This is a genomic window from Elizabethkingia argenteiflava (assembly GCF_009904105.1).
GTDB lineage: Bacteria > Bacteroidota > Bacteroidia > Flavobacteriales > Weeksellaceae > Elizabethkingia > Elizabethkingia argenteiflava.
The window spans coordinates 1-21045 of record NZ_JAAABJ010000211.1; the positions used below are offsets into that span (position 1 = coordinate 1).

At 37.8% G+C, this 21045-nt stretch carries 21 protein-coding genes, 1 pseudogene and 1 riboswitch; of the genes and pseudogenes, 8 read left to right on the forward strand and 14 right to left on the reverse strand.

The genetic code is table 11. The annotated features are described in order from the left end of the window. Window positions 1–184, forward strand: a pseudogene (locus GNY06_RS13585) (IS5/IS1182 family transposase); the annotation flags it as partial. A 408-nt stretch (window positions 185–592) separates the two neighbouring features. On the opposite strand, the gene GNY06_RS01765 reads toward GNY06_RS13585, so the two are convergent. The 7 genes from GNY06_RS01765 to thiS all read right to left on the reverse strand — a co-directional run bounded on the left by GNY06_RS01765 (window position 593) and on the right by thiS (window position 6592). Next, window positions 593–1303, reverse strand: coding sequence for a HesA/MoeB/ThiF family protein (locus GNY06_RS01765; RefSeq protein ID WP_166518527.1), 711 nt, complete (start codon window positions 1301–1303; stop codon window positions 593–595). A gap of 66 nt (window positions 1304–1369) precedes the next feature. Next, complete coding sequence (gene thiH, locus GNY06_RS01770; protein WP_166518528.1) at window positions 1370–2479, reverse strand: 2-iminoacetate synthase ThiH; 1110 nt, start codon at window positions 2477–2479, stop codon at window positions 1370–1372. 30 nt (window positions 2480–2509) lie between these two features. Next, window positions 2510–3328 (reverse strand): thiazole synthase, encoded by an 819-nt coding sequence (locus GNY06_RS01775; protein WP_166518529.1) that lies wholly within the window; start codon window positions 3326–3328, stop codon window positions 2510–2512. Continuing rightward, the gene (locus GNY06_RS01780) at window positions 3325–3942 is read right to left on the reverse strand and encodes a thiamine phosphate synthase (RefSeq protein WP_166518530.1); all 618 of its coding nucleotides are present in this window, start codon (window positions 3940–3942) and stop codon (window positions 3325–3327) included. Before GNY06_RS01780 ends, GNY06_RS01775 begins: the two co-directional genes overlap by 4 nt. Further along, entirely contained in the window at window positions 3936–4556 is a 621-nt protein-coding gene (locus GNY06_RS01785; RefSeq protein ID WP_166518531.1) for a thiamine phosphate synthase, read from the reverse strand. Before GNY06_RS01785 ends, GNY06_RS01780 begins: the two co-directional genes overlap by 7 nt. Continuing rightward, window positions 4553–6358 (reverse strand): phosphomethylpyrimidine synthase ThiC, encoded by a 1806-nt coding sequence (gene thiC / locus GNY06_RS01790; RefSeq protein ID WP_166518532.1) that lies wholly within the window; start codon window positions 6356–6358, stop codon window positions 4553–4555. Before thiC ends, GNY06_RS01785 begins: the two co-directional genes overlap by 4 nt. Window positions 6359–6385: 27 nt before the next feature. After that, window positions 6386–6592, reverse strand: coding sequence for a sulfur carrier protein ThiS (gene thiS, locus GNY06_RS01795; RefSeq protein WP_166518533.1), 207 nt, complete (start codon window positions 6590–6592; stop codon window positions 6386–6388). A gap of 65 nt (window positions 6593–6657) precedes the next feature. Beyond that, a riboswitch (TPP riboswitch) is annotated at window positions 6658–6754 on the reverse strand. A gap of 117 nt (window positions 6755–6871) precedes the next feature. On the opposite strand from thiS, the gene GNY06_RS01800 reads away from it, so the two are divergent. The 3 genes from GNY06_RS01800 to GNY06_RS01810 all read left to right on the forward strand — a co-directional run bounded on the left by GNY06_RS01800 (window position 6872) and on the right by GNY06_RS01810 (window position 9599). Beyond that, the gene (locus tag GNY06_RS01800) at window positions 6872–7201 is read left to right on the forward strand and encodes a hypothetical protein (protein WP_166518534.1); all 330 of its coding nucleotides are present in this window, start codon (window positions 6872–6874) and stop codon (window positions 7199–7201) included. 99 nt (window positions 7202–7300) lie between these two features. Continuing rightward, window positions 7301–8206, forward strand: a complete 906-nt coding sequence (locus tag GNY06_RS01805; protein ID WP_166518535.1) for an ABC transporter ATP-binding protein — start codon at window positions 7301–7303, stop codon at window positions 8204–8206. A gap of 91 nt (window positions 8207–8297) precedes the next feature. Next, entirely contained in the window at window positions 8298–9599 is a 1302-nt protein-coding gene (locus GNY06_RS01810; protein ID WP_166518536.1) for an ABC transporter permease, read from the forward strand. A 308-nt stretch (window positions 9600–9907) separates the two neighbouring features. Here GNY06_RS01810 and sucD read toward each other — a convergent pair whose 3' ends face one another. The 7 genes from sucD to GNY06_RS01845 all read right to left on the reverse strand — a co-directional run bounded on the left by sucD (window position 9908) and on the right by GNY06_RS01845 (window position 16923). After that, complete coding sequence (sucD, locus tag GNY06_RS01815; protein WP_166518537.1) at window positions 9908–10783, reverse strand: succinate--CoA ligase subunit alpha; 876 nt, start codon at window positions 10781–10783, stop codon at window positions 9908–9910. A gap of 46 nt (window positions 10784–10829) precedes the next feature. Beyond that, entirely contained in the window at window positions 10830–11729 is a 900-nt protein-coding gene (locus GNY06_RS01820) for a UDP-3-O-(3-hydroxymyristoyl)glucosamine N-acyltransferase (protein WP_166518538.1), read from the reverse strand. Window positions 11730–11830: 101 nt separating this feature from the next. Beyond that, window positions 11831–12394, reverse strand: coding sequence for an elongation factor P (gene efp, locus GNY06_RS01825; protein WP_166518539.1), 564 nt, complete (start codon window positions 12392–12394; stop codon window positions 11831–11833). Window positions 12395–12421: 27 nt separating this feature from the next. Then, on the reverse strand, window positions 12422–13213 hold the full coding sequence (lpxA, locus tag GNY06_RS01830; RefSeq protein WP_166518540.1) for an acyl-ACP--UDP-N-acetylglucosamine O-acyltransferase: 792 nt from the start codon (window positions 13211–13213) through the stop codon (window positions 12422–12424). Window positions 13214–13224: 11 nt separating this feature from the next. Continuing rightward, complete coding sequence (locus tag GNY06_RS01835; protein ID WP_166518541.1) at window positions 13225–14619, reverse strand: bifunctional UDP-3-O-[3-hydroxymyristoyl] N-acetylglucosamine deacetylase/3-hydroxyacyl-ACP dehydratase; 1395 nt, start codon at window positions 14617–14619, stop codon at window positions 13225–13227. Further along, entirely contained in the window at window positions 14612–15649 is a 1038-nt protein-coding gene (lpxD, locus tag GNY06_RS01840; RefSeq protein WP_166518542.1) for a UDP-3-O-(3-hydroxymyristoyl)glucosamine N-acyltransferase, read from the reverse strand. The genes GNY06_RS01835 and lpxD overlap by 8 nt, the downstream gene beginning before the upstream one ends. A 32-nt stretch (window positions 15650–15681) precedes the next feature. Next, on the reverse strand, window positions 15682–16923 hold the full coding sequence (locus tag GNY06_RS01845; protein ID WP_166518543.1) for an HD domain-containing protein: 1242 nt from the start codon (window positions 16921–16923) through the stop codon (window positions 15682–15684). Window positions 16924–17366: 443 nt separating this feature from the next. Between GNY06_RS01845 and porX the strand changes: the two genes are divergently transcribed. From porX to GNY06_RS01865, 4 genes are all read left to right on the forward strand, one after another. Beyond that, the gene (porX, locus tag GNY06_RS01850) at window positions 17367–18911 is read left to right on the forward strand and encodes a T9SS response regulator signal transducer PorX (protein ID WP_166518544.1); all 1545 of its coding nucleotides are present in this window, start codon (window positions 17367–17369) and stop codon (window positions 18909–18911) included. A 101-nt stretch (window positions 18912–19012) separates the two neighbouring features. After that, a complete protein-coding gene (gene tsaE / locus GNY06_RS01855) occupies window positions 19013–19423 on the forward strand; it encodes a tRNA (adenosine(37)-N6)-threonylcarbamoyltransferase complex ATPase subunit type 1 TsaE (RefSeq protein WP_176589936.1) in 411 nt (136 codons plus the stop codon). Between the two features lie 39 nt (window positions 19424–19462). Further along, window positions 19463–20653, forward strand: a complete 1191-nt coding sequence (locus GNY06_RS01860) for an alanine dehydrogenase (RefSeq protein WP_166518545.1) — start codon at window positions 19463–19465, stop codon at window positions 20651–20653. Beyond that, complete coding sequence (locus GNY06_RS01865; protein ID WP_166518546.1) at window positions 20654–21022, forward strand: hypothetical protein; 369 nt, start codon at window positions 20654–20656, stop codon at window positions 21020–21022. The last annotated feature ends 23 nt before the right edge of the window (window positions 21023–21045 follow it).

The following is a 21045-nucleotide window of genomic DNA, read 5'->3' on the forward strand; positions in this document are numbered from 1 at the left end:
AGCCAAAAATTATTATTATTTTGATGAAGAATTATATAAACGAAGGTTCAATATAGAGAAAGCAAATGCTTGGCTGGATAGTTTCAAAGCATTATTTATACGATTTGAAACTTCTGTAATAACATGGTATTCTTTGCATTATATTGCTTTTGTTATTTTATTCCTCAGAAAACTAATAGTTTAAAGAAGTTCTCTATTAAAAAATCAGGCGAATACTCTGATTTAAAATATTAAAACTCTCTCCCTATGCTTTTTATAGGTCATCTATAGCCATCCTATGGCTGCGAAAACACATCAGAGTACATTTAAATTAAATGGCTACATGGGTAAAATGAGAATATTAAAACTCGGCAAAATAGAAAAATACGATTTTTGATAATAGGTTATAACAAAAAAGAGCGTACAAACAATGGGTTAGATGCTTTATAAATTTGCCACTAAAGACCCACGCTAGAGGGCTGTTTTAATCGTTTCTTGTGAAAAAACTTTGGACAACTTCAGCATCAGTAAAACAAAATAAATTCAAATGAAATTCCACATTGAAATATGCTTATTATGCCATTGTATAGCAATCTGCAAAAATAGATCAGCATCAAAATTCCACTTGCATAAAATTCCAATCCAGGGTATCGATTATAGTCAGGTGATTCGTTTTTACAGACAATCCTGTAAGTATTTTTAGCACCTGCATGGCCATCATCGTTCCTACCATTCCGGGTAAAGGTCCCAAAACACCATACCGATCACAGTTAGGTACTTGTTCTGGTGAGGGTTCCTGGGGGTATAAATCCCTTAAATGCTTGCTTCCCCGATAATTAAATACCGCTACCTGTCCTTCAAAAGCAAAAATACTCCCATACACTAAAGGTTTATCTAGCTGTACACAAGCATCATTCACCATATATCGGGTCTTAAAATTATCAGAACCTTCTACAATAATATCGTAATTCGAGATAATATCATGTACATTTTCAGCGGTAATTTTTTGGTATATCGGAACACATGTAACATTTGAATTTAAACATTGAACGAATTGCACCGCACTCTCTACCTTAGGCTTTCCTACGCTAAACTCAGTATGAATGACTTGTCTATTGAGATTGTGAAGCTCTACATTATCAAAATCTATAATCCCTAAACTCCCCACTCCGGCCGCAGCGAGATATTGAATTACAGGGCTTCCCAAGCCACCGGCGCCTACTATCAATACCCTAGCATCCATTATTTTTCTCTGACCAGATATACTGATTTCATCTATAAATATCTGTCTGCTATACCGATTGAAAATGTCATTTGCCTTCATTAACTGTAAGTAGTTGTTGATATAAAAATCATATTTATAATTTTTTAAGAATGCGTTCGCCTGAATTTAAAATAGATGATCCCAGTCTTTCATCACGGGTTCATACCCCCTGTTACGAATAACTTTTCTTATTTCTTCCATACTCCGCTCATCACTGGTTTCAAATTGCTGTAAAGATTGCTTATCTACAGCATACCCCCCAGGATTGGTCTTAGAAGCAGCGCTCATAGTGGTAGCACCTAAGGAAATAATATGATCTCGAAATCTTTCATTTTCACGAGTAGATATGGAAATCTCCAAATCTTCATTCCAGATTCGATAAGCGCATATCAATTGTAAGAGATCTCGATCAGTCATAATAAAATTAGGTTCTATTATCCCTTCCGCAGGTCTTAATCGGGGGAAGGAAACCGAGTATTTGGTCTTCCAATAACGCTTCTGAAGATAGTCGATATGTAAAGCATTAAAAAAACTATCCACTCTCCAATCCTCTAGCCCTAGAAGTACCCCTAAACCCATTTTGTAGAATTCTGCCTGCCCTAATCGGTCGGGGGTATCCAAACGAAATTCAAAATTGGATTTTTTACCTTTGGGATGGTATTCTTTGTAGACCTCGCGATGATAAGTTTCCTGATACACCAATACGGAATGAACCCCTGCATCTTTTAATGCCCTATAAGCGTCTAAAGATAAGGGCTGGAATTCTATAGAAATATTAGCAAAATGTGGACGCAGTAACCGAATGGCATTTAAGAAATAATCCAGTCCCACACTTTTATTGGCTTCACCGCTCACCAGCAAGATATGTTTTACGCCCATTGCTTTTAAAACACTGGCTTCAAGCATAATCTCTATATTAGAAAGCGTCTTTCTCTTAATTTTATTGTCGACACTAAAACCACAATATGTACAGATATTCTGACACTCATTACTTAAATATAGAGGGGCATACATCTGTATGGTTTTACCAAATCTTTTCTGGGTGAGCCTTTGGGTTTTCGCCGCCATAATTTCCAAGAAAAAGGCTGCTGCCGGAGAGATCATTAACAAAAAATCTTGAATATTTTTCTTTTTCTTCATCAATACATTTTGCACCTCTTCGGGAGTCGCCCCTTCAATTCTATTTTTTATTGTCTGCCAATCGTATTGAGCCAATATATCCTTAAATGTTCTCATTATTTTTTATTTTAGAATAAAAAGTGCAGATTATCCTCTTGTTTTTATTTCTGTGATGGGACTCGTGCTTCCACTAAAATCATCTCCCAAAAATGAAGTTAATGGACTAGAAGCTACAGCGGCAGACTGCACGGCCCCTAAACCGGCTTCAAATCCCCTTCTACCAGCTATCACAGCTTCTTTAAAGGCAATAGCCATCTGCACAGGATTTCCAGAAACAGCTATAGCAGTATTAACCAGCACAGCGTCCGCACCGAGCTCCATAGCTTTGGCAGCATCTGAAGGAGATCCTATCCCCGCATCTACCACTACAGGAACCTGACTTTGCTCAATAATAATTTCTAAAAAATCTAAGGTCTGTAAACCTTTATTACTCCCTATAGGTGCCCCCAACGGCATTACAACAGCAGTTCCCACATCCTCTAATCTCTTGCAGAGAACGGGATCTGCATGAATATACGGCATGACCACAAAACCTAATTTCACCAAAGTCTCCGTAGCTTTAAGTGTTTCTATAGGATCGGGTAATAAATAGCGTGGATCGGGGTGTATTTCTAGCTTTATCCAATCAGTGCCTAAAGCTTCTCGGGCCAGCTGGGCTAATAATACAGCTTCATCGGCGGTTCTAGCCCCTGAAGTATTGGGCAAGAGATGAACTTTGGGGAGCTGAAGAGCCTCCGAGAACTCATCGCTGTCGGATTGATGGTCTATACGCTTTAAGGCCGTGGTTACCATTTCTGTTCCAGAAGCCTTAATCGCTGCTGTCATCTGTGACAAATTACCAAATTTTCCGGTTCCCAAAAATAACCTAGAAGTAAAATTACGGTTTGCTATTTGTAAAGCAATCATTTCCATATCTTTTTTATAATTGAAATCATATGAGGGTTCTCAACAAGTAAACCGGAGATGGCGACCCCATAAATACCTGCTTTTTTAAGAGGTTCTATATCCTCTAAGCCTATCCCCCCTATAGCATAAACAGGGGGCAAGATTACTTGCTTTTTGTGATAAAAATCAAAAATTTTTCTGTAACCTTGTATTCCTAAAATAGGACTTAATTTTTCCTTAGTAGAAGTAAAACGATAAGGTCCTAAACCTATATAGTCACAAGATTCTCGGAGCCTCTGTTGTACATCAGAAATCGTATTAGCGGTACCCCCTATAATTTTATTATTTCCCAATATTTTACGGGCCTTCTCTACCGAAGTATCTGTTAAACCTAAATGTACCCCATCAGCATCTATGGCACTTGCAATCTGTACATAATCATTAATAATACAGGTAGCATCAAAGTCACGACACAGGTTTTTAAGTCTTAGAAAATGCCGCTCAGCTTCTGCCAAAGGAGGGTTTTTCCATCTTATTTGAATCCATTCGGCTCCATGTCGCAAGGCTTTTAAAATATTATTTTCCTGAATTTGTACGCTTGTTCCTTGTGATATATACTGCAATTTGGTCAACATTTTTTAATCTCTTTGTTATATAAATTATGTTTCCATTTTTTTTGGCATTCCACGAACGTTTCTACAGGACTTTCACTCTGCCATATTCCGCCCAAAAAGGCTACTCCATCGGCTCCGGCAGACAATACCTCGATCATGTTGTTCTGGGTAATACCTCCCAAGCCGATCAGCTGCACATACTTGTTGTTTTTTAGAGGTAAGTCCGACAAAACATTCCCTGTACCCCCATATCCTTCTTTAGAGATACTCGCAAAAACAGGTGAGAAAAAAGCATATGTCCACTCTTGTCCCAATTTATTAAAATCGTGTATGGAATGAGTAGAAGTAGAGAGCCTATAATGCGAATCCTTGTAGTCTATATGCTGGCCATCCTTTCTCTCTATCTCTCTAAAATGCAAACGGTTTATTCCAAAATCTTTCGCCATAAAATAATGAGAATGTAATACTAAATGGGAGTGATATTGTGAATCTATTCCCTCAATATAATCTCGTATTTCCTGCTCAGACCATGCATATTTTCGAACATGAAAACAAGATAAACCATTCTCTAACAAAGTATTTACCCAATACAACTCCTGCTTTACAGCTTTTTCTGGAGCTATAACTATCATCATATATATATCTTTTTTCCGTGTTTTACAAAATCTTCAGCTTTTTCGTTCATGCCCCTTTGTACAGTTTCTCGAATTTCCTGGGTAATTTTCATAGAACAAAACTTCGGTCCACACATGGAACAAAAATGAGCCACTTTGGCTCCCTCAGCAGGTAGCGTTTCATCATGAAATTCACGAGCAGTATCGGGATCTAAAGAAAGATTAAACTGATCCTCCCATCGGAATTCGAATCTAGCTTTACTCAAAGCATTATCTCTATACTGAGCCCCAGGATGACCTTTGGCTAGATCTGCTGCATGAGCGGCAAGCTTATAAGTAATTACACCATCTTTAACATCTTTCTTATTGGGCAGGCCTAAATGCTCCTTGGGGGTCACATAGCACAGCATGGCACAACCATACCAGCCAATGAGGGCAGCTCCTATGGCTGATGTAATATGATCATATCCGGGAGCGATATCCGTGGTAAGCGGACCCAAAGTATAAAATGGCGCTTCATCACATGCTAACAACTGCTTATCCATATTTTCTTTAATCATGTGCATAGGAATATGCCCCGGACCTTCTACCATGACTTGAACATCGTGCTTCCAGGCTATTTTTGTAAGCTCTCCCAAAGTTTCCAACTCTGCAAACTGTGCTGCATCATTAGCGTCTGCAATGGAACCTGGACGCAGCCCATCGCCTAAAGAAAAAGCCACATCATAACGCTTCATAATCTCACAAATATCCTCGAAATGAGTATATAAAAAGTTTTCTTTGTGATGGAACAAACACCATTTGGCCATAATAGATCCTCCACGCGAAACAATGCCTGTTACCCGTTCCGCCGTCAGATGAATATAGCGTAAAAGTACACCCGCATGAATCGTAAAATAGGATACTCCTTGTTCGGCCTGCTCTATGAGGGTATCTTTAAAAATTTCCCACGTTAAATTTTCAGCAATACCTTTTACTTTTTCCAGGGCTTGATAAATAGGTACACTTCCTATAGGTACAGGGGAATTTCGAATAATCCATTCTCGAGTTTCATGAATATTTTTACCCGTGGACAAATCCATAATGGTATCCGCTCCCCAACGACAAGCCCAAACAGCTTTTTCAACTTCTTCTTCGATACTGGATGTTACTACACTGTTTCCTATATTGGCATTTATTTTGACTAAAAAGTTCCGCCCAATAATCATGGGCTCGCTTTCAGGATGATTGATGTTATTGGGAATAATTGCCCTGCCAGCAGCGATTTCATCCCGTACAAACTCGGCTGTAATTTTGCCCTTAGGGGTACGTGCCTCCCAACTATTTCCAGCGTGCTGCTTCCCCATTATAGGGGTCGCAGTCTCCAACTGTTCTATTTTCTGATTTTCCCGTATGGCTACATATTCCATTTCAGGTGTTATGATACCCTTTTTAGCATAATACAATTGGGTAACATTAGCCCCTGGCTTGGCAGCCATAGGTTTATGATTATACTTAAACCTCAAATCTTTAAGTTTGGAATCGGCTAAACGCTGCCTTCCATATTCCGAAGTCATATGAGGCAAGATGTCTACATCGCCCCTGTCTAAGATCCACTGCTCTCTGATTCTGGGCAAGCCCTTACGTACATCGATAACTGCTTCTTCCTGGGTATAAGGACCCGAAGTATCGTAAACGGTAACAGGAGGATTCGCTTCTTCTTTTCCTACACCCAAACGGGTAGGCGATAGAGCGATCTCACGCATAGCGACTCTAATGGGAAAAATTTTTCCCTCTATATATACCTTTCTAGAATTAGGAAATGCCTTTTGAGTAATTTTCATAATGATAAATTTTTAAATCCAGAATATTTAACCTCCCTGCGTAGCTGTGATAATAAGAATTACATCTTTATCCTGAAGAGTAGTGTGTATCCAATCGGTTTTAGGTACGACCCGATTGTTAATAGCTACAGCAATCCCCTGCGACTTGCCGAAAGCCTCCAATTGCATTAGCGTTTCCAAAGTGGAAGGTAAATTGTCGAAATATCTTTTTTTATGATTGATTGTGAGTTCCATTCCTTTCCGAAATTTTAAATATTAAAAAAACTTTAGGAATGGCCACGCCCATGCAGAATGCATCGAGATGAAAGCTATCTTTTCCCTACGCCAGTATAACCTGGATCAGGTATTGAGGGTAAAGTCTCAGCCCGCACACAGCGGACACCCCTAAAGTTAGCTCCAAAGGTATAAAAATTTATATTAAACAAATGAAGCTTTATTCCAAAATTTCATTTATATTTTGTAAAAAGACTTTCTTTTCTGTTCTTTTATTGCTATTTTTGATCTTATTTTCTAATGAAAAAGTTCATCCTCCCCTTCTTGGTTTTCGGAAGTATAGCTTTGGCACAAAAGCAATATATAACGCTCGTTCACGGGAATATCGAAAATACACCTCGGACTACCCTATCGACCAGACAAGAAGAAGAGTGTGACCTAAAACTCTTTGATTTTCTACAAAAGGGCTACCGAGCGACTCCAGCAAGAACACCTTATGAAACCTTGCAAGAAACTGACCAAGAAACTGACCAAGAAACCCTGCAAAAAATTAAAAAATTCGTAAGCTCAGGAGGACTGATCGCTTTAGATAAAAACGCTCATCCCTCTACGCCCTTTAATGATGTATAGAGCTAGCATAAGCAACCGAAGAAAAATCGAATTTTATAAATAAACCCGATCACAAATGCTAAAAAAATATAAACCTAAAGAAAGACTAACAAAATAAAAATGCTAAAAGCTCTAAATGTTACTAAAACCTATCAAGCAGGTAAGAAGGTAGCACTTAACAACTTCAGTATCGAAGTTCCCAAAGGGAGTATATACGGACTGCTAGGTCCTAATGGAGCCGGTAAAACTTCTTTTATCCGCATTATCAACCAGATTATACAACCTGATAGTGGACAGATATGGATCGACGAAAAAAGACTCACTCCTGAACATATCCAACAGATTGGTTATATGCCGGAAGAGAGAGGACTGTACAAAAACATGAATATTGGCGACCAGATTACCTATTTCGGCGAACTGAAAGGAATGTCCAAACGCCATGCCATCGCACAGGCAGAATACTGGTTTGATCAACTGAATATCGACCAGTGGTGGAATAAGAAACTCTCCGAATTATCAAAGGGAATGGCCCAGAAAATCCAATTTGTGGTGACTGTACTCCACCAGCCCAAATTGCTGATTTTAGACGAGCCTTTTTCAGGATTCGATCCTCTTAACGCCCAATTAATTAAGGATAAAATTCTTCAGCTCAAAGAGAAGGGCACCACCATTATTCTTTCTACCCACCGCATGGAATCTGTAGAGGAAATGTGCGATTATGTAGCTCTCATCAATCAATCTCATAAAATACTGGATGGAAAGATCTTTGATGTTCGCGAACAGTTTAAACGCAACCTATTTCATGTGGTATTGTCCGATATCGTAGACGAAGAATTTGAACGTTTTAAAGCACTATATAAGCCTGAGCAAATCCTGCATGAGCACGGACTGACCCACTTCCACATCCGAAATGAAAACGATACCAACACCCTACTGAGCGCCCTCATGCAGGTGGGCAAACTTCGGACTTTTGAAGAGAAAATCCCCAGTATGAATGAGGTATTCATCCATGCTGTAAAATCATAAAATTATAGTTTTATTTTTTAATACTGCCACTGTTTTATCTCGAATGATGAAATAAATTTTAGCTGTTTATCTAAATTTCTGATCAAAAAAAATGAGAAACGTCATACTGATTACCAAAAGAGAATATCTTACCCAGGTGAAAAAAAAATCTTTTGTGGCCCTCACACTTATGGGGCCTATTTTACTCTTGCTTTTTGGTGTTGCCATCACCTATATGTTTAAGGCAAACAAAACCCACTACAATATTGCAGTAGCAGACTATAGCGGGATTTTTTCCCGACTGGAAAATACAGATGATATCACCTATCAATATCTGGCTAAAAATACGGTACAAACGGTGAAAGAAACTCTTACCGAAACCAATGCTATAGATGGATTGCTCATGATTCCACCTTTAAAAAGTAAAGATTATAGCACCCTAGCCTCACAAACAAAACTCTTTACTAACAAACAAATCAATCTGGAATCCCGACAAAAAATGGCTTCCGGAATTTCGGATGAAATTAGAAAGTTAAAAATAAAAGATTTGGGCATTGATGAGTATCAGATTGCCAACCTCTCTCAAAATTTCGTTCTTTATACCCAAAACTTAAAAGATAAAAAGAAAGATGATGATGCTTTTCTTTTTGGTGTGAAATCAGTTTTAGCAGGTTTGCTCATGTATGCTACCTTTATGTTCATCATTATATACGGTGTTCGGGTAATGCGCAGTGTTCTGGAAGAAAAAAACAACCGGGTGGTAGAGATTATTATCTCCTCGGTAAACCCTTTTGAGCTTATGATGGGCAAAATTCTAGGGGTAACCTTAGTGGCCTTAACCCAGTTTATCATATGGATTAGTATGACGGTAGTTGCAGCCTTTTTTCTCAATCAAAAATACACCTCCCTATCTGCGGAAGCCACTGACAGCCCCTTGACTAAAATCGGCGACCTTCCGGAAGCACTCACCCTGGTCTCTCATAGCTTGCTCAGCATGGACTATATTACGATTATTAGCGTTTTTATCTTTTATTTTCTACTTGGTTATATTTTTTACAGTGCCATTTATGCAGCAGTAGGTTCAGCGGTGGACAATGAAACAGAAACCCAGCAATTTACTTTTTTTGCCATTCTGCCCCTAATGTTAGGCCTATATGGGAGCTTTAGCATTATGGGCAATCCGGAAGGTCCTTTGGCTTTTTGGCTATCAATAATTCCTCTCACCTCCCCTATTGCGATGATTGCACGAATTCCCTTTGGAGTACCGATATGGCAATTATTACTCTCCATGAGCTTAATGATGGCTTCGGTACTGTTTATGATTTTTGTAGCTGGAAAAGTCTATCGCGTCGGGATTTTAATGTATGGTAATAAAGCGTCGGCTCGAGAAATTTGGAAATGGATTAAGAGTTAAATATTATTTCCTAAATCAATATAAAGATCCCGACTTTTCGGGATCTTTATATTGATACTGTACCCTCTAAAATGTAACGCTTACTTATCTGAAAAATGGAGAAAAGTTCCCCCAGACATCTCAACGGGCTGGATGATACTTATTTTTGTGTTTAGAAATAACCCCCATTTTTTACAATGGTTTATCGTTTTACATTGTGATATATCCCAAACATAATAAAGCAAAATAAGTCGGTTCTCGTATTACATGAGAGATCTCTTCATAAAAAAAATCCCGGCAAGCCGGGATTTTTTTTATGTTTATGTATTTTATTTTTTCAGAAGTTTTGCAACGCTAAGTCCTATATCTGCAGGGGATTCTACCACATGCATACCACATTCCGTCATAATCTTCATTTTAGCCTGAGCTGTATCATCAGCACCTCCTACAATCGCACCAGCATGTCCCATCGTTCTACCTTTAGGAGCTGTTTGTCCGGCGATAAAACCTACTACAGGTTTGGTAGATCCGGAAGCTTTATACCACTTGGCAGCATCTGCTTCCAATTGCCCTCCAATTTCACCTATCATCACTACCGCCTCGGTTTCCGGATCATTAATAAACATCTGCAAGGCTTCTTTTGTAGTGGTTCCAATAATAGGATCTCCTCCGATACCGATCGCTGTAGAAACGCCAAATCCAGCTTTTACCACCTGATCTGCAGCTTCATAAGTAAGTGTGCCCGATTTGGATACAATTCCTACTTTACCTTTTTTAAATACAAAGCCTGGCATAATTCCGATTTTCGCTTCCTCGGAAGTGATAATCCCTGGACAATTCGGTCCGATCAAACGACAGTCTTTGGATTGGATATAGTCTTTTACCTTCACCATGTCAGCGACAGGTATGCCCTCAGTAATACAAACGATTACTTTAATCCCTGCATCTGCAGCTTCCATAATTGCATCTGCAGCAAATGCAGGTGGCACGAAGATAATACTTACGTTAGCCCCTACTTTTTCCACAGCTTCAGCTACCGTGTTAAACACAGGCTTTCCTAAATGCTCCGAACCGCCTTTCGCAGGAGTAACACCCCCTACGACATTGGTTCCATATTCTATCATTTGACCTGCATGGAAAGTACCTTCATTCCCGGTAAATCCCTGTACAATTACTTTCGAATCTTTGTTTACTAATACTGACATCGTTGATTATTTGTAAAATTATTTTTTTATTAGACTTCCGAATTGATCAGAGTCTGCTTAATTTAGCTACTTTTTTATAAAATTCTCTCGCGGGTTCTGCAGGCACACCAAAATAGGTTGCCTCTTTTAAATCCTTAGAAACTCCTGATTTTGCTAAAACGACGGTTTTATCTTCTATACTAATGGAAGAAGCGACGCCCACCTGCCCCCAAAGGGTAACGTCATTACCAATATTACAGCAACCTGCAATCCCTACCAGAGAGGCAATAAGGCAACGCTCTCCAATAATGGTATCATGTCCAATCTGTACCTGATTATCAATTTTAGTGGATTTTTTGATAAGAGTAACGTCTGTAACTCCCCGGTCCACGGTACAATTCGCACCTATTTCTACCCCGTCTTCCAGTACAACGTGCCCCACCGATTGAAGCTTCTCAAAAGCTTGAGCCGTTTTACGATAATAAAAAGCGTCTCCACCGAGAACCGTCCCCGATTGAACGATTACATAATTTCCGATCACCGTGCGATCACCGATCACCACATTGGGGTGTATAATACAATGCTCTCCGATCTTCACATCATTACCAATAACCACAGAAGGATGTATGAAAGTAGACTTGCCTACTTCCAGATGGTGTCTTTCTTCTTTAAAATCCTGTATCGGGGTAAAATGGGTATTAATCCTATTAAAATCTCTAAAGGGATCCTCCGAAATCAACAAGGCTTTTCCGTCAGGGCAAGACACCTCCTGATCTATTAAAATGACACTTGCCGGAGAGTTCAATGCCTTATCGTAATACTTGTGATGGTTAACAAATACTATATCCCCCGTGTTTACACGGTGAATTTCGTTTGTGCCTAAAATCTGAAAATCTGTATCTCCTACATAACGCGCACCAATCAATTCGGCGATGTCCTTGAGTTTTTGCGCTTTTTTAAATTTCATCAGCTTATTTTTTATATTCTCAAAAGTCTGATGGAACTGAGCAGAACATCACTCTTGAAAAGAATAATTAAACTGCTCCGTTTCATAAAACAAGTGGTGTCTTATTTAATTCTTTCAATATAGCTACCGTCTTCGGTGTTGATTCTAATTTTTTCTCCTGGTTCTATAAATAAAGGTACCAACACCCGAGCTCCAGTTTCCACAATAGCATTTTTAAGTGCATTGGTAGCAGTATTTCCTTTCACCCCTGGATCTGCTTCAATCACTTCCATGGTTACGGTAGGTGGTATTTCTGCTGATAATGGCGTCTCATCAGTCTCTTTAAGTATAATGGTTACTTCCTCACCAGCTTTCATAAATTGGGCATTTTCAATCATATCTTTATTGATATAGATTTGTGAAAAATCGTCATTATTCATAAAATGAAAGCCATTATCATCGTCATAAAGGTACTGAAATTTTCTGGTAATCACCCTAACTTCTTCAATTTTATGCCCTGAGGAGAAGGTGTTGTCTAAGACCTTTCCATTGGTTACACTTTTTAATTTTGTTCTCACAAATGCAGGTCCTTTTCCTGGCTTTACATGAAGAAACTCTATCACCTTATAAATATCGTTATTAAATTCGATACAAAGACCTTTTTTAATGTCTGCAGTTGTTGCCATTCAGTATATTTATTTCTTTTTTATTGTTTAATCTTTGGAAGATGTACCATAACCTTTTACGATGCCTCTCGGAGAGTTTTGTATAAATCCTAGTATTTCATCTCGCTCTGCTGTCGGTAAAAGTTCTTTCTCAATATATTCAATGGCCTGAGTGGTATTTTTCTTCATTTGAAAAACGGCTCTATAAATGGATTGAATTTCATATATTTTATCATTGGAAAAGCCTCTTCTTCTCAAGCCTATAGAGTTAATTCCAGCATAAGAAATAGGTTCTCTCGCTACCTTTATATAAGGTGGTATATCCTTTCTAACCAAGGTACCTCCAGAAACCATTACATGCTTCCCTATTCTGGAAAACTGGTGCACGGCACTAAGCCCCCCTATAAAGGCATAGTCATCTATTTCCACATGCCCTGCAATACCACAGCCATATACCAATACTACATGATCGCGTATAACACAGTCGTGTGCAATATGCACATTTGCCATGATGAGACAATGACTGCCTACCTGGGTATAACCTAATGCTTTTGTTCCTTTATTAATGGTGACATTCTCCCGAATGGTGGTAGAGTTCCCTATGATTACCTGAGTATTCTCTCCTTCGTATTTAAGATCTTGAGGAATCGCAGCGATTACGGTGCCTGGGAAAATTTTACAATTTTTGCCTATCCGGGTGCCATCCATAATGGTGACGTTAGGCCCAATCCATGTCCCCTCGCCGATTTCTACGTCTCCTGCGATTGTAGTAAAAGGTTCGACAACAACATTATTGCCTATCTTTGCTCTTTTATCTACCGCAGCTAATTGATGTATCATCCTTCTTTTATTCAGTTTTTACTTTTTGCTACCTGTGCCATTAATTCTGCTTCTATAGCCACAGTATCCCCTACGTACCCATATCCCTGCATATGTACAATACCTCGTCTAATGGGTTCTATAAGTTCTATTTTAAAAATAACGGTATCTCCGGGTACAATTTTTCTCTTGAATTTTACATTATCCATCTTAATAAAATAAGTAGAATAATTTTCTGGATCTGGTACATTGGCCAACACCAATATACCGCCCACTTGGGCTAAAGCCTCCACCTGCAATACGCCTGGCATTACCGGTTCTTTAGGAAAATGTCCTACGAAAAAAGGCTCGTTCATGGTTACATTTTTCAGACCTACCACATGACTATCAGATATTTCCAATATTTTATCGACTAATAGAAAGGGAGGACGATGGGGTAAAAGCTTCATTATCCCATTAATATCATAAACAGGATCCGCTTTTAAATCGAAGTCCGGTACGTTTTTCTTCTTCTGAAGTTTATATTGTCTGTTCAATTTTTTTGCGAATTGGGTATTAACAAAATGCCCTGGTTTATTGGCGATGACTTTTCCTTTTATTTTTACACCTACTAAGGCCAAATCACCGATAACATCTAATAACTTATGGCGAGCCGCTTCATTAGGGTAGTTGAGGGTCACATTATCCAAAATACCGTTAGCTCGTATGGAAACCTCTTCTTTTCCAAAAGCATATTTTAACTTTTCAACGGTCTCAGGCGTTAGTTCCTTATCAACATATACAATAGCATTACTAATATCTCCTCCTTTAATCAATCCGTGATCCAAAAGCATCTCTAGTTCATGTAGAAAACTAAACGTCCTAGCACTAGAGATTTCATCTTTAAAATCATTAATATTTTTAAGGCTTGCATTTTGGGTACCTAAGACTTTTGTTCCAAAATCTACCATACAAGTAACTTCATATTTATCAGAGGGGATAATGGTAATCTCGGATCCGGTTTGAGGATCTACATAATTCATCACCTCTTTAATGACGAGGTAATCCCGGAATAACTCCTGCTCTTGAACTCCCACAGATTCTATCGCCTCTATAAAATAACGAGAAGACCCATCCAAGATAGGAGGTTCAGAGCTGTCCAATTCTATAATGACATTGTCCAAGTCCATTCCTACCAATGCGGCTAGCACATGCTCAGAAGTATGAATGCTCACTCCTTTTTTCTCTAAAGAGGTTCCTCTCTCTGTACTGGTAACGTAATTCACATCGGCTTCTACGGTAGGATTCCCTTCTAAATCACTCCGTACAAATACAAATCCTGTATTTTCCTTCGCTGGCTTTAAGATCATGGTAACATTTCTGCCGGTATGCAGCCCTATACCTGAAAGGGTTACTTCTTTTTTTAAAGTCTTCTGCTTATCACTCATTAGCACTTTCTTTTGAGTATATTTTTTCTAAATTATTAATTCTTTTTACTATATCTGGGAAATTACGAAAATGCACATAACTTCTTCTAAAATCACGGGCTGCAATAGCGGGGGCTCCATATAAGACCTCATTGTCCTCCACACTATTGTTAATACCACTTTTGGCTTGTGTCTTGATTCCGTTGCCTATGGTGACATGTCCTGCGATACCCGTTTGTCCTCCAAACATGTTCCAATTGCCTATAGTGGTAGAGCCGGCAACACCTACCTGAGCTGCCAATACATTATTTTGGCCGATTTTGACATTATGCGCAATCTGAATTAGATTGTCGAGTTTGGTACCTTTACCAATCACCGTGGAACCGATGGTAGCTCTGTCAATCGTACAATTTGCACCTATCTCCACGTCATCTTCAAGTATAACATTCCCCAGCTGAGGAATTTTCTTAAAGCCATTAGCTGTGGGTTGAAAACCAAATCCATCTCCACCAATTACTGTATTGGAATGAATAACACAATTATCCCCTATGATACAATCATCATAAATTCTGGCTCCACTGTCTATCTGGCAATTTTTACCAATTCTAACGTTTTTACCAATATAAACTTGTGGGTAAATCTGAGTTCCCTGACCAATGACAGATTTATGAGAAATATAAGTAAAGGCTCCGATATAAACATCGTCCATTATCTTTACCGATTCACTTATGAAACAGGGTTGTTCTATACCTTCTTTCTTGGATTGTAAATCCTGATATAAATTCATCAACACTTGAAAAGCCAAATATCCATCTTCCACAGCAATAAGGGTAGATGGATATTTTTTATTTTTGTCAATTAAATTTTCAGATATAATCACTACCGAAGCTTCCGTATTGTCCATTAGGGGTAAATACTTAGAATTTGCAAGGAAAGAAAGATTTCCTTTACAGCCTTCTTCAATCTGAGAGAAACCAGATACCTTAGTTTCTGTGTCTCCAATAACTCTACCTTTAACCAGGTTTGCAATTTGCTCTGCAGTAAATTCCATAGTGTGCAAAGATACTAAAAAAGTGAATATTTTTACTTTTTCAAATCCTGATTTATCATAGATGAAATTTCTCTGGGAAAAGACAATATATACTTGGTATTTTGAATCTTTAAATGCTGGGTTAAAATCTGACTCTCTGATTTTTCCAAGGGAAAGACTTCTCCGGACTTATTTTTTAAAAACACTGTTTGCTTTTCGGCATCATACGGCAGGAAAGTTCTCTCAATTTCATCTACCAACCAATCGGCATTCTGAATTTTGTAAAACATATTGGTTTTTTGAATAATTTTATCGACCAACTCTTCACCGAAAGGACGCTCTGAAATTATATTTTTAGGAAAATGCCGTTGGGTTATAGCTTTACACAAATAACTCAAAATAAAATCCGAATGTCCCTGCCAACTTTTGAGTCCAAACATAATATCAGAATCATCTAACTCAGTAAAACGTTGCAGGTCTTCGAGCGTCATTTTATCAAATTTGCTTTTATGTAGAAAATAGCCTAAATTTTCAGTAGCGGTAAGACGTTCTCCCCGAGCAACGAGCTGCTTCGCTCTTTTAAGGGCTTTAACTAAGATATGCTCGGCGGCAGAAGAAGTCTTATGAAAATAAACCTGCCAATACATAAACATTCTAGCGGCAAAAAAGCCTTCTATTGAGTAAATTCCCTTGGCATCAATCACCAACTCTTCATTGTGCACATTCATCATGGATATCATACGCTGGGTATTCACATTTCCTTCTGCAACGCCTGTATAAAAGCTGTCTCGCTTAAGATAATCCAACCGATCCACATCTACCTGCGAGGAGATTAGTTGGTTGAAAAACCGACGCGGATACTTCCCTTGGAACATCTGTATGGCCAGATCCAAAGCTCCGCAAAATTCTTCATTTAACTTCTCCATGAGTAGAAGAGACAAACGCTCATGATGGCAATCATTCATTAAAACAGATTCTAAGGCATGAGAGTAAGGACCATGCCCAATATCGTGAAGTAAAATAGCCAATAAGGCAGCCTGTTCTTCTTCTGGTGAAACTTCGGCGCCTTTCATCTTTAAAGTTTCTAAGGCTGTGAACATCATATGTGTAGCTCCCAGTGCATGCTGAAATCGAGTGTGCGTAGATCCGGGGTACACCAAAGACAACAAGCCTGTTTGTGAAATGCGACGTAATCTTTGAAAATAAGGATGTTCTATAACATCAAAGAGAATCTCATAAGGTATCTTTATAAATCCATGTACAGGATCGTTGACGATTTTTAGTTTATTCAGCATTCCACAAAATTTAGCAATATAAACAGCTATACAAATATAATCAATTCTACAGAGTTAACGGTTTTTTAACGATCTCTATTATATTTTTGGGTATTAATTAAGAATTTTTGGATGTATTTTTGATCAACTTAAAAAGTGATAATGAATGACAACTTTTTTTTTCTTCATGGAAAAGCCCTTTTAGAGTTTCAAAAAATGCGTCTATATGCTGGATATTCTGTATCCGAGAAGTTCTCTCCACCTGACAACTGGTTGAGATACAAGGCTCACTTGTTTTAATCACCGAGAAGTTTAATTTACTCAAAAGAACCAGACAGAAAATTATAGACTTCTATATATAAGCTTTGTGGATAATTGCAGCCGCTTTTATACTACTGATTTTTTTGAGAATTCTTCAACCTAATAGCAGAACTGCTAAATTAAAAAATGAAATTAATAAAATTATGTCAAGAAAGATATTGTGGATAGATGATGAAATTGATTTATTAACCTCTCATATTGTTTTTTTAGAAGCAAAAGGATATGCTTTAACTCCTGTAAATAATGTGAATGAAGCTTTAGATATACTGGTAAAAGAAAAATACCAATTGGTGCTTATTGATGAAAATATGCCTGGAATATCTGGATTAGAAGCGATTCCGATGATTAAAAACATAGATTCCGGTATCAAAATAGTCATGGTCACCAAAAGCGAAGAAGAGCATATTATGGAACAAGCCATAGGTTCTCAGATTTCAGATTATATATTAAAGCCTGTGAATCCTAATCAGATTTTACTCTCTTTAAAGAAAAACCTGCAGAGCGAGGATCTTGTGGAGCAAAAAACAAAATTGGAATACCAACAAGAGTTTCGCAACCTGAGTATGGAACTTTCCTCCCTTAACAGCTTTCAAGATTGGGCAGAGTATTATAAAAAAATTCTAAACTGGGAAATAAAGTTTGATAAATTACTGGATAATGACTTCTTAGATTTACTTATCAGCCAGAAAGAAGAGGCCAATATACAGTTTGCTAAATTTATCGAAAATAACTATCCTTCTTGGCTAAACTCTAATGAGAAGCCCTTAATGTCTCATACTCTTTTTAAAAAGAAAGTAAAACCTGAGCTAGAAAAAGACAAAGTTTTACTCCTGATGATCGACAACCTTCGTTACGACCAATGGAAAGTGATAGAACCTCTATTTACAAGATTTTACAGTAAAATTTCAGAAGATTATTACTTCAGCATATTACCTACGGCCACCCAATATGCTAGAAATTCATTTTTCGCAGGTTTATTACCCTCCGAAATCCAGAAACGCTTCCCAGAATACTGGTTTAACGATAACGAAGAAGGCTATAAAAATGAGTATGAGAAAGAGTTCTTGGAAGATCAAATGCACCGTTTAGGTTTATCTGCAAAAAATTTAAAATACATCAAAATTCTGAATAGCGACTTTGAAAGAAAAATCTACGAAGACTTCAAACAATATAAAAACCAGGATCTATTAACCATTGTGTATAACTTTATCGATATCCTTTCCCATGCAAAAACCGATAATGTTATTGTTGATCAGCTGATTCGAGATGATAAAACCTTCCGCTCTTTAACTGAACACTGGTTTGAAAACTCTTATTTAATGAAAATTATAAAACTGGCAGCGGAACATCAGTTTAAACTTGTTATCACCACCGACCATGGCACTATTTATGTAAAAAAACCGAGTAAAGTAATTGGAGACCGAGAAACTTCGACAAATATCCGCTATAAAACGGGTAAAAGTTTAACCTTTGAGGATAAGGATATATGGGCTATCGATTTTCCTGAAAAATTGTTCTTACCCAAGGGCAATCTAAGCTCTAAGTATATTTTTGCTAAAAACAACACCTTTTTTGCTTACCCCAAAAACTATAATCATTTTGTTAACTATTATAAAGAAACTTACCAGCACGGTGGAATTTCCCTAGAAGAGATGATTATTCCTATAGCCATCCTAGAACCCAAATAAGTTTGATGCTACATAAAAATAAAAAGGTATATAAAATTATTTATATACCTTTTTTGCTTTGTAACTTTAAAAAATACAACTTTGCAAACTAAAATAAAGACATGCTGGAAACTGAAATTTTTTCCCTCTCACAATGGCCAGAGATTGCTGTAAAGGTTAAGCAGTGTTTAAAATACAATATCTTAGTTTTAAAAGGAAACCTCGGCGCTGGTAAAACGACTTTTACACAGCAACTCGTTAAGTCCTTAGGCAGCATGGATGAAGTAACGTCTCCCACTTACTCTATCGTTAATGAATACGATAGCGAAGAGGGGAAAATTTTCCATTTTGATCTCTACCGTTTAAAAAATATGGAGGAAGTGTACGATATGGGTATAGAAGAGTATTTGGACCATGGGTTTCTATGTATTATAGAATGGCCAGAGATATTTATGTCCGAAATCGCCCACCTTTCGTATCACGAAATGGAAATTACCACTATACATGAAACCAGGAGAATAAAATTTAAATAATTTTATCTTTGTTCTCTATATTGATCTAAATATTTAAAAATGAGCACAACAATTTTTACACCTTTCACTGAAAAAGAACTCATTCCCAAAGAAGAAAAATTGGAAATCGTACGAAAGGAAAAAAAATTTAGCATTGGTATTCCGAAGGAAACCTGTCTTGACGAGAAACGGCTCTGCCTTACTCCGGATGCCGTACAGGTTCTGGTTCAGGCTGGTCATCAGATTATTATGGAGAATGGCGCAGGCGCAGGTTCATTTTTCACAGACTTACAATATGCCGAAGCGGGCGCAGAAATATGCAGTGATATCCAAGAGGTTTTTAGTCAGAATATTATCTTAAAAATCAATCCTCCAAGCTTAGAGGAAATAGAATATTTAAAGCCTTCTTCTTACCTCATCTCGGCACTACAACTCAATCTGAATACAAAAGAATACTTTAAGAAGCTGTCGGAGAAAAAAATTAATGCCATCGCTTTTGAGTATATGGTAGATGAATACAAACAATTCTCTCTTGTTCGGCTTATCGGTGAGATTGCAGGTACGGTATCTATTTTATACGCCTCTGAACTCATCTCCCAAACTACGGGCTTGATGCTGGGGGGAATCACAGGAGTGAGACCCACAGAAGTAGTTATATTAGGTGCAGGTATTGTGGGGGAATATGCTACGAAAGCAGCCATAGGATTGGGAGCCAGTGTAAAGGTTTTCGATAATTCTTTATTTAAGCTTCGAAGGCTTAATTTTATGGTGGATAGTCGAGTACCTACTTCCATTATAGATCCCAAAGAGCTAAAGAAAAGTTTACGACGCGCAGATATTGTTATAGGAGCTATTCCGAGACTGAATCTACCTCCGGTTATTACTGAGGAAATGGTTATTTCTATGAAAAAAGGTAGTGTCATCATTGATGTTACGGTAGACAATGGAAAATGCATTGAGACTTCACAACTTACCAAACTATCCCAACCTATCTTCACAAAACACGATGTGGTTCATTGTGGAGTTCCCAACCTGACCTCCCGAATGCCCCGGACCACTACCAAAGCTATCAGCAACTTTTTTCTGAGCTATTTATTAGATCTGGATCAGGAATGTGGTTTTGAAAACGTTTTAATGAAAAGCATAGAAATGCAGCAAAGTCTTTATATGTATAAAGGAAGGCTCACTAAGCAAGCTATTGCTAATAAATTCGGTATGCAATATCACGATATTAACCTCTTAATTTTCTAAATGCGTAGATTCAGATTTTACCTAACCGGTCTTATTCCTGGTATTCTGTTTGTTTTTTTTATTCTCAATCAAAAGGAAAGCGGCTGCTCCTATTTTCCTAATGAACGCGTTATTGCTGAAACGCTAACCAAGGATTTTATATTAACAGATGATTTTAAAAAGGAGTTAGAAGCATTACACCTGAGCCCTATTTTCTTAAAAGACAGTATAATTACGAAAGGTAATATAGATTTTAAAAGAAGTGCTGCCCAGCAGCAGCCTTGCCCCCAATATCTACTGATCTATCCTGCGAAGCATCCAATTTACGAGATAGAATATGAAAAATGTAAAGAAATGGCTCGTTTTATAAGCCTAAAGAAAATTAAATAATTTAAATTAGTCTTTCCAACTAC